This window comes from Puniceispirillum sp. (SeqCode) (assembly GCF_965657105.1).
Taxonomy (GTDB): Bacteria; Pseudomonadota; Alphaproteobacteria; order Puniceispirillales; family Puniceispirillaceae; genus Puniceispirillum.
This window is the reverse complement of the sequence record NZ_CBFHNB010000074.1, coordinates 1-8,479: the sequence shown is the minus strand read 5'-3', so window position 1 is coordinate 8,479 and position 8,479 is coordinate 1. Positions and strand designations below refer to the sequence as shown.

At 49.8% G+C, this 8,479-nt stretch carries 11 protein-coding genes and 1 tRNA gene; 7 read left to right on the top strand and 5 right to left on the bottom strand.

Going from position 1 to position 8,479, the window contains the following annotated elements:
• From ACTF7Q_RS09550 to ACTF7Q_RS09540, 3 genes are all read left to right on the top strand, one after another.
• On the top strand, window positions 1-393 hold a 393-nt coding region (locus ACTF7Q_RS09550; RefSeq protein WP_438997609.1), incomplete at its 5' end, for a hypothetical protein.
• Between the two features lie 150 nt (window positions 394-543).
• On the top strand, window positions 544-777 hold the full coding sequence (locus ACTF7Q_RS09545; protein ID WP_438997608.1) for a peptidase: 234 nt from the start codon (window positions 544-546) through the stop codon (window positions 775-777).
• A 66-nt stretch (window positions 778-843) separates the two neighbouring features.
• Window positions 844-1,464 carry a LysE/ArgO family amino acid transporter gene (locus tag ACTF7Q_RS09540; protein WP_438997607.1) on the top strand — a complete coding sequence of 207 codons (621 nt, stop codon included), beginning with the start codon at window positions 844-846 and terminating at the stop codon, window positions 1,462-1,464.
• Window positions 1,465-1,499: 35 nt separating this feature from the next.
• On the opposite strand, the gene ACTF7Q_RS09535 is transcribed toward ACTF7Q_RS09540, so the two are convergent.
• The 3 genes from ACTF7Q_RS09535 to ACTF7Q_RS09525 all read right to left on the bottom strand — a co-directional run bounded on the left by ACTF7Q_RS09535 (window position 1,500) and on the right by ACTF7Q_RS09525 (window position 2,633).
• Entirely contained in the window at window positions 1,500-1,718 is a 219-nt protein-coding gene (locus ACTF7Q_RS09535; protein WP_438997606.1) for a DUF3126 family protein, read from the bottom strand.
• A gap of 136 nt (window positions 1,719-1,854) precedes the next feature.
• Complete coding sequence (locus ACTF7Q_RS09530) at window positions 1,855-2,133, bottom strand: hypothetical protein (RefSeq protein WP_438997605.1); 279 nt, start codon at window positions 2,131-2,133, stop codon at window positions 1,855-1,857.
• Between the two features lie 170 nt (window positions 2,134-2,303).
• Window positions 2,304-2,633 (bottom strand): DUF2794 domain-containing protein, encoded by a 330-nt coding sequence (locus ACTF7Q_RS09525; protein ID WP_438997604.1) that lies wholly within the window; start codon window positions 2,631-2,633, stop codon window positions 2,304-2,306.
• 240 nt (window positions 2,634-2,873) lie between these two features.
• Between ACTF7Q_RS09525 and ACTF7Q_RS09520 the strand changes: the two genes are divergently transcribed.
• From ACTF7Q_RS09520 to der, 3 genes are read left to right on the top strand one after another with little or no spacing between them, the layout of a single operon-like run.
• Window positions 2,874-3,500 (top strand): tetratricopeptide repeat protein, encoded by a 627-nt coding sequence (locus ACTF7Q_RS09520; protein WP_438997603.1) that lies wholly within the window; start codon window positions 2,874-2,876, stop codon window positions 3,498-3,500.
• A 36-nt stretch (window positions 3,501-3,536) separates the two neighbouring features.
• Window positions 3,537-4,913: an outer membrane protein assembly factor BamB family protein gene (locus ACTF7Q_RS09515; RefSeq protein WP_438997602.1), complete on the top strand. Its 1,377-nt coding sequence runs from the start codon at window positions 3,537-3,539 to the stop codon at window positions 4,911-4,913.
• Window positions 4,914-4,930: 17 nt separating this feature from the next.
• Window positions 4,931-6,370, top strand: a complete 1,440-nt coding sequence (gene der / locus ACTF7Q_RS09510) for a ribosome biogenesis GTPase Der (RefSeq protein WP_438997601.1) — start codon at window positions 4,931-4,933, stop codon at window positions 6,368-6,370.
• Between the two features lie 79 nt (window positions 6,371-6,449).
• On the opposite strand, the gene ACTF7Q_RS09505 is transcribed toward der, so the two are convergent.
• Window positions 6,450-7,598: an N-formylglutamate amidohydrolase gene (locus tag ACTF7Q_RS09505; RefSeq protein ID WP_438997600.1), complete on the bottom strand. Its 1,149-nt coding sequence runs from the start codon at window positions 7,596-7,598 to the stop codon at window positions 6,450-6,452.
• 279 nt (window positions 7,599-7,877) lie between these two features.
• Between ACTF7Q_RS09505 and ACTF7Q_RS09500 the strand changes: the two genes are divergently transcribed.
• Window positions 7,878-7,952 (top strand) — tRNA-Val (locus tag ACTF7Q_RS09500).
• Window positions 7,953-8,024: 72 nt separating this feature from the next.
• On the opposite strand, the gene ACTF7Q_RS09495 is transcribed toward ACTF7Q_RS09500, so the two are convergent.
• Window positions 8,025-8,479 (bottom strand): hypothetical protein (locus ACTF7Q_RS09495; protein ID WP_438997599.1); only part of this gene is annotated, 455 nt, incomplete at its 5' end.

Here is an 8,479-nt window from a genome sequence, read left to right as displayed (position 1 = left end):
TCTATTGAAACAAGAAAACAAAGACGTACTAAACAACTTAGCGCCATAATTTATGCAATGGAGCAGGTTAGAGAATATAATAGCATGAATGCCCAGCCTAGTAATGAATCTGGATCTACAATGACAAGTGGCTATGTGGAGGCAAAAGCTGAGTTGGCCACTATTCAGAGCGACGTATCAGCAGAGCATCTGCGCTCAAGCATGGCTGTCATTGCATCTGATAACTACAAAGGTTGGATTGTATACGATTTGGATTTAGCTGATGTGAAGTCAAAGAATAAACCATACTTATATATTACCCTAGCATCGATTCTAGGTGGTTTCATGGGCGTCGTATATGTGTTGATTATTAACGCTGCACGCACACGAAAAGAGCGATTGGCCTCTGCATAAAAGCTGGGCTATTTACCTTTTTTCCCGGTCGGATTATATTTGTTAATGTCAGCGGGGTATGACGGTGCCCAATCCGCCATAAGGCTGTCATCTATTAAAATTAAATAGAGTAATAGAACCATTTTCGACTCGAAAGGTGATGGGGGATATATGATTTCAGAAAAAGCAGAAAAACATTTAAAGCAATTTGCATTGATGCTGGGCATGTTGAGCGCCCTTGCGGTCATATTTGACTGGTACCCCTATACAATGCTGATTTCCTTTCCCTTCTGCCTGATCTGGATTTATTGCGCATGGCTTCATACTGAACCACAATTGAAATGGATTAATATCATTTTTTCGTGTCTCTATGCCTATGGTATTGCTCGCTATTATTGGTTCTAGCCACGACTTTTACTTGCCAGCATATTAAAGCCGTGCAGTATGACGGGGTATAGCAAGGGTTTAACAATGCCTGCATCATTCATTACCGGATTTGCGCTTGGCTTTTCGCTGATATTGGCGATTGGGGCGCAAAATGCCTTTGTTCTACGTCAGGGTCTGATGGGTAGGCATGTGTTTGCCGTGGCCTTGTTCTGCGCGCTTTCGGATGCTGTGTTGATCATCGCGGGCATAGGCGGCCTGTCATTGCTTATTGCGGATTTTATGACCGCTTATACTGACTGGATGTTTGGTGGCGCAGCGATCTGGCTGGCGCTTTATGGATTGTTGCGTTTGCGCGATGTGATACGAGGCGGCGGCGGGCTTGAAGCGGGTACGGTTAAAAGCCTTGGTGTTATGTCAACATTAAGCGTGGCCGCGATGCTGACCTTTGCCAACCCGCATGTCTATCTTGATACGGTGATATTGGTTGGCACCGTATCCTTGCGATTTGACGGTATCGACAAATTGTTGTTTGGCGCGGGTGCTGCCAGTGCCAGCTTTGTTTTCTTCTTTGGATTGGCCTATGGTGCCAGTTATTTTGCCAGCCATATGCAACGGCCAGGCGCATGGCGAGTGCTTGATGCAGTGATTGCCGTGATCATGTTTGCGCTGGCGCTGGCCATGGCGCGCGCCGGCAACTGGATATAACCCATTGCCACCTGTCAAAGCGGTTATTTTATAGGTTAGACGTTGTCGTCCAGATCTTCTTCTAAAATGCTGATTTGAACATGATAGCATGTCTCACCATCTTCATTATCCTGAAACACAACGCCGATAAATTCGTCTTCCAGCATCAGATCGGCCGAGTCTTCTTTGTTTTCACGGCGGGCGATTGACAATTTATTATTGCCAAAGCGCTGGCGTAAATAGCGTTGAACTTTTGCTGTATCACTTGCATTCATGGCGTCTGCCTTCTCATCAATCTGCTTGGCGCCAGACCCTATAAAGCTAATCGGATCCAGACGGTTAAATGCCTAACCTATCACGCCACAACTGGCAAGACACAACTGGCAAATATGTTGTGCTTTAAAAGGGCAATTAGCCATGCAACGCTATCTGTTCGGTTTCATGAGACCATGACGGGCAGGTGGTGACATCATGCGACTGACAGGATGTGCATCGCATACGCCCACCCAATTCGGGCACTGGAAAAAGCGGGCCTAGATGATTGATCAGCGGCGATGGGTCAATATCCGCGCTATGATCACATCGGTTGCACCAGCATAGGACATATTGTTTTTCTATATCCAGATCAGCCAGTGTCATGGGACTCACAGGTTCGCTTTTGGCAATGAGGTGGCGTTTGAATTTGCCCATCTTGAAACTCCTATCCTAGTTTATGTGCTGATATGGAAATGATGTTATCATATCTATGTTCATGTTTTGTTCTATTTATGTTTAGCTTATTTCATGACGCTGAACAAGCGGAAATAGCTAGGCTAGAATATTTTATAAAATCGATAGCAGGGTGGGCGCTGCGGCGCTGGCTAGCCTGATATCAGCCGAGGTAATTTATCAAAGTGATTGATCACGTCCTGCACCATTGATGCCTTACATAAAACGCGCTTGTTGTCGCGCAGGATAAATTGTGGACGTTCCTTGTGATGACGTTGTTGTTTTTCAATCACAAAGACGGGTGTTTCGTGGGTATGGCGGAAGATCGAAAAGGCGGCAGACCCCGTCAGATGATCCAGCGCATAGTCACGCCATTCACCAGCGGCAACACGCGCGCTATAGGCCGCAAGTATGAGTCCGAGCTCGCTACGGGTGAAATATAGCGGGCGGTTGGATTTTTTTGGATTGGAAACTTGAGACACGTACCTCTATACCTATTTTTTGTGGTGGCTGTTTCGAAATATTACGGTTATGTTGAGGCAGGTTTTTGCCAAGGTCAATAAAGCATTGGCATTTTTTAACATTGATATGGCCATTATGTCGGGCGATGGTGTCGTAACTGTTCCGGAAAAATGGTTATATCTAAGCTGGTTATCACCTCAGAATCATGGCTCATAGATGGTCAGATGATAACCATATTATCAAGGACGAAGTTTAGGTTCATGGCTGATATTTTTGACGAAATTGATGAAGAGCTAAAGAAAGATCGCGCCGAATTGCTATGGGCACGATATGGCAAATATGTGATTGGTGCTTGTCTGTTTGTTGTTGTGGCCGTTGGTGGGCATCAGGGTTATGGTGTCTATTCTGCCAAGCAGATTGAAAAGGCAGCTGATTTATATCACATGTCTTTAAAGGCCGATGACGTGATTTCATCGCTGAATAACAATGTCGATGAATTGACCGATGGCTACCAGATGTTAGCGCGCTTTCAGATTGCCGCTGCCGAGGCCAGAGCTGGTGATCATGCGGCCGCTCAAGCCAGCTATAGCGCCCTTGCCGAAGACAAAGCTATCGACCCACTTTACCAGCAATTTGCCCAGCTATTATCCGTCATGAACGCGCCTGCTGATAGCAGCGTTCAGAGTCTGCAGGATCGCCTTGCACCGCTCATCAGTGCGGCTGGCACTTGGCAGGGGCTGGCGCTTGAGCAAAGTGCAAGTCTTGATCTACAAACTGGCAAGGTCGATGCGGCCAAGACCAAGCTGGAACAAATTGTCACATTAACCGAAATTCCGCAGTCGTTACGTCAACGCGCCCAGCGGATGCTTGATATTCTCAACGCCTGATAATTGATCATATCTGAAAGCCTCTAGGAGCCTGGAATGAAGATGCGCCTTACTATGCCCCAAACCATGTTTCGTAACGCAAACAGTGGTGCTGTATCGGTAAAGACATCTGTATCGGTTATGGCTGGCATAGTGCTATTGGCTTTGTCGGCCTGTTCACCGCCTGAAGCTATATTGCCAGGTGACCGTATTGCAGTGTTTGAAGGTGTTGCTTCGATCAGCATTGATGCCGCGGCGTTTGATGAAGGGGCTGGTTTACCAGCGCCATCCGGATTGGCGTCGGCGACACATGCGGGGGGTTCAGCCGCGCATGCTGGTGGGCATTTGAGTCTTGATCTGCCGCTGAAAAAAATATGGACTGTATCGATTGGCGGTGCTGGCAATAATCTTGTTGATCTGGCGCAGCCAGTGATTGATGGCGGCCGGGTTTTTGCGGTCACGCCGCTAGGCCAGGTCACAGCGATTGACGTGCAAACAGGGGCATCCATATGGTCGGTATCGATCGAAAGTTTTGCTGATGATCCGTTGCCAGGGATTGGTGGCGGTGTCATGGTCAGTGGCGATCAGCTGTTTGTCCATGCTGGGGGGCATAAGCTGGCCGCCTTATCAGTTGAAGATGGCACTAGCCAATGGTCAATCGATCTGCCTTTGCCGATCCGTGGTGGGCCCACCGCGATTGATGACCAGGCTTTGATTATTACCGATATTGACGGCAATCTGATGGTGCTGGGCATGGAAGATGGTTCATTGCTATGGGATCGTGCTGGCTTGCCATCAAGCACAATCATTTATGGGGCGCCGTCGCCGGCCTATGATGATGGCGAACTTGCGATTGCGGGTGCAGGCGGCGAATTATTATTAATTAATGCTGCCGATGGCGAAATTATCTGGACCGAGTCATTGGCTGCTTTCAACCCGCGGACGCCTTTACAGGGGATTGGTGATATTCGGGCGAATCCGGTGATTGATGGTGGACTTGTTTTTGCGATCAGTCAGTCAGGTCGTATGGCGGCGTTAAATACACGTTCAGGTTTCATGCTCTGGGATCAGCCGATTTCGGGTGTTGAAATGCCATGGGTCGCAGGCGATACGGTTTTTGTGGTCTCGCTTCAAGGCCGCGTTTATGCGCTCCGCCGTGAAGATGGCATGGTGCGTTGGATCGCCGAACTGCCTGGTGCTTTGCCTGCTGGTGCAATGGCGTCTGAAAATCTGACCCGATATATCGGACCGCTTGTTGCGAATGAACAGGTGCTGGTGATTTCAAAATCTGGTACGCTTCATATGCTTAATGCCGAAACCGGTGTTGAAATCAGTAGTCTTAACGTCGGTAGCGATATCGTTACACCGCCGCAGATCGCTGGTGGACGACTTTTTGTGCTGTCTAATAATGGTCAGCTCTCAGCCTTCGACTAATATACGGGCATTTCATTATGGTTACTTTTGCGATTGTTGGTCGCCCGAACGTTGGCAAATCAACATTATTCAACCGTCTGATTGGGCGGCAACATGCGATCGTCGATGATCAGCCCGGGGTTACGCGTGACCGCCGCGAAGGCGATGGCACACTGGCGGGTTTGCGTTTTCGTATCATTGATACGGCTGGGCTTGAAGAAGCCAGTGATGGCAGTCTTGAAGACCGCATGCGCTATCAGACCGAACGGGCTATTGCCGAGGCTGATGTCACGCTGATGGTTGTCGATGCCCGTTTGGGGATCACGCCGGTTGATAAATTCTTTGCTGGCGAAATTCGCAAATCGGGCGCGCAGGTCGTTCTGGTCTGTAATAAATGCGAGGGTAAGATCGGCGCTAGCGGCGTGGCCGAAAGCTGGACCCTTGGGCTTGGTGAGCCGGTGGCTATTTCGGCGGCGCATGGTGAAGGTCTGGTTGATCTGCATGACGCGATGCTGGAAGCGGCTGACAAGCAGGGGCTGGCAGGTGTGCTGACAGGCGATGATATTCTGACCACGCATGAAGATGATGATCAGGACATCCCCGAAAATGAGGTCGATGCCCCGCTTGATGCCGATGGTAATCCTATCGATGTGTGGCAGGATGAAGCGGGCAAACAGCCGATGCGGATTGCCATTGTCGGGCGGCCAAATATGGGCAAATCAACATTGATCAACAGCCTGCTTGACGAAGACCGGTTGCTGGTCGGGCCCGAAGCCGGTATCACCCGTGATGCGATTGAATTGCCGTTTGAATGGCAGGGACGCCCCTATAAGCTAGTTGATACAGCTGGTATGCGCCGCCGCGCCCGCGTTGTCGATAAGGTTGAAAAGCTGATGGTCGATGATGCTTTGCGGGCGATTCAATATGCGCATCTATGCGTTTTGTTAATTGATGCGACCGAAGAACTGCACAAACAGGATCTGTCGATCGCCCGTGTTATCGCCAATGAAGGCCGCGCCATTGTCATAGGCGCTAATAAATGGGATGCCGTGCGGAACAAGCAGGCATCAGCAATGCAGATTTCGGATCGTCTGAAAACCTCTATGTCCCAGCTAAAGGGCGTGCCTGTCGTGCAAATGTCGGGGTTGCATAAACGGGGGCTTGGCAATCTGCTGAAAGCCGCCGATGACATGTATGCAATATGGAATACGCGTGTTTCAACAGGGCGACTTAATCGCTGGCTGGAAATCATGCTTGAAGCGCATCCACCGCCATTGGTCGAAGGCCGTCGCCTGCGTATCCGCTATATCACCCAGATCAAGACACGGCCACCGACATTTGCGCTATTTGTCAGCCGTCCGGCAGATTTGCCAGATTCCTATCTGCGGTATCTATCGACCGGTTTGCGTAATGATTTTGGTCTGCGCGGGATACCGATCCGTATGGTCATGCGCAAGCGGGAAAACCCATTCGCCTAGCACCGGCTCATCTATGCACCGGCTCATCTATCAGGTTGCCCATCTATCAGGCTATATGCCTATTAGTTTGGATATATGCCTAGCTGTTGTGATCCAGCATATCTGCCAGCATCGCGCCCAATCCGCCCAGCATCCGGGCTACGCGTTCTGCGCCATCGGCCTTTAGCGTCATCTGCTTATGCGCCGGGCTGGATGGTATCGGCGCGGTTGTCATATAAAGCGCGCGATTGATCTCGATCTGGACTGACTGTCGCGGCGAATTGATCCGTCCATAGGCACGGGTGATATGCCCGCCCGCATAAGGCTTGTTCCAGGCCACGCTGAACCCATGATCGGTAATAAAGCTGCTGATCTTGTGGCCAAGTGCGGCGTCTATGGTCGTGCCAAAGCAATCGCCAAGCACAAAATCGGCAAGTGGTTGGCCAAGCCGGTCGGTTTGCGGCATCGAATGAATATCAAGCAGAAGATAATGCCCATGCTGTGCCAATGCCGTATCCAGCGTTGCCGAAAGCATCTGGTGATAGGGCGCATGCACCATAGCCAGCCGCCGCTGCGCTTCGTCAACCGATAAAGGGGCGTTATGGATCGGCATGCGCGCCGCATTCAGCCGTGGTAACAACCCATAGCCAGCCTTGACCTGACGCGATGGTTCCGCCGCATCAATGCCATTGGCGAACATGATTTTATCCAGTGCATCAGCGGGTCTGTTCACATCCAGAAAGGCGCGCCCGACATGATTGGTTATGGCGGTAATATTATGCGCCAACATGCCTTCAATCAGCCAGTCAACAGCGTAATCTTCAAGGTCGCGCAACGCCGCCAGATCAAGCGCGCTTGTCGCAACAAAGTCCGCCGGATATAGCCGCCCAGCATGCGGACAGGACACGACCAGCGCTCTTATATAGGCTTGAGCGTCATTGGCAGGGGCGTCATAGGCGGGCAGGGTGGTGCCCTTTTTAATTGGGGATGATCCGGCATTACGACGGCTAACCGCGGTAAAATCGGCATCATCGGTGTGACATGAAGCGGCCGCGGGTGACTGCGCAAAATCAAACGCCACTTCATTGCCACTAACACTGCCACTGCCACTAACGCTGGTTGCGCCATTGCCATTGGTCATGCCCTCATTAACGATGTCTGGTATCGTGTTTGGCGTCACAGAGGCAGGCGTTTTCCCCTGTGGTTCGGGCAAAGCGGTTATGTCGGAAGATGTAGAAAGCGCGTCCATCGGATAAAAAATACCATCTCGCTGTCGCACGTCAATTCAAATTCTGTGAAATTGCTAATATGAGGTAGTTTACGTGAATGATCTGGCCTATTAGCTTGCCTAATCCCCCGCCTAATTCCTCGTCTGATCGGGGCAAATGGCACCAGAGGGTAAAACGCCCTCATCACGCATGAAAAAGCACCCAATCTGGCCAAAAGTTCTTGCCATATGCCCGCGCTTGGGGCAGATATAGGGCGCATAGGGCGTCGGCCAAGACCAGCGCGCCCGATATGTGAAAATGGGGGTGTAGCTCAGCGGGAGAGCACTTCGTTGACATCGAAGGGGTCACAGGTTCAATCCCTGTCACTCCCACCATTTCACTTTTTATAGTATTGACTTATGTCTGCTACAGGCCGCACCAGTTACAAATTATTTGTGTGACGTTGGTTATTTATCGTTCCCTTTAAATAATTTTTCGACATCTTCCCATGAGGGAAGTTTGAAATTCCAATCGTCATTAAGCTTATTATAATCGTCATTAAGCTTATCATAATCGTCTTCAGTTAAGGATTTTACTTTTGCCTTGACCTCGCTGACTGATGGCACATTCACACCACAGACATCACGTTCATTGACTTCACTTTCATCGAGGTCAAATTGCGCATTTAGCTCTTTCATGTCGCGCATAGTGGCACAAGCATCTTTGATATCAAGGGCAGTAAGGCTAACAATAAAAAAAATACCCACACCAGGTATAGCTTCAGGCACCACCCCTGCTATATTTCGTCCAGTTCGCCACATAGCGCGATTGACAAGTTTTTTTGATAGTTGCTTGACTGTACGTTTTTTAGTGGCAATTTTTGTTGTGAGGCGTTTGTTACTGGTTATTAATTTGTCGTTTG

Bases quoted from the DNA above. Each gene is read 5' to 3' on its own strand.
- ACTF7Q_RS09545 (WP_438997608.1), top strand. From the start codon at position 544: ATGATTTCAGAAAAAGCAGAAAAACATTTAAAGCAATTTGCATTGATG.
- ACTF7Q_RS09540 (WP_438997607.1), top strand. From the start codon at position 844: ATGCCTGCATCATTCATTACCGGATTTGCGCTTGGCTTTTCGCTGATA.
- ACTF7Q_RS09535 (WP_438997606.1), bottom strand. From the start codon at position 1,718: ATGAATGCAAGTGATACAGCAAAAGTTCAACGCTATTTACGCCAGCGC.
- ACTF7Q_RS09530 (WP_438997605.1), bottom strand. From the start codon at position 2,133: ATGGGCAAATTCAAACGCCACCTCATTGCCAAAAGCGAACCTGTGAGT.
- ACTF7Q_RS09520 (WP_438997603.1), top strand. From the start codon at position 2,874: ATGGCTGATATTTTTGACGAAATTGATGAAGAGCTAAAGAAAGATCGC.
- ACTF7Q_RS09515 (WP_438997602.1), top strand. From the start codon at position 3,537: ATGAAGATGCGCCTTACTATGCCCCAAACCATGTTTCGTAACGCAAAC.
- der (WP_438997601.1), top strand. From the start codon at position 4,931: ATGGTTACTTTTGCGATTGTTGGTCGCCCGAACGTTGGCAAATCAACA.
- ACTF7Q_RS09505 (WP_438997600.1), bottom strand. From the start codon at position 7,598: ATGGACGCGCTTTCTACATCTTCCGACATAACCGCTTTGCCCGAACCA.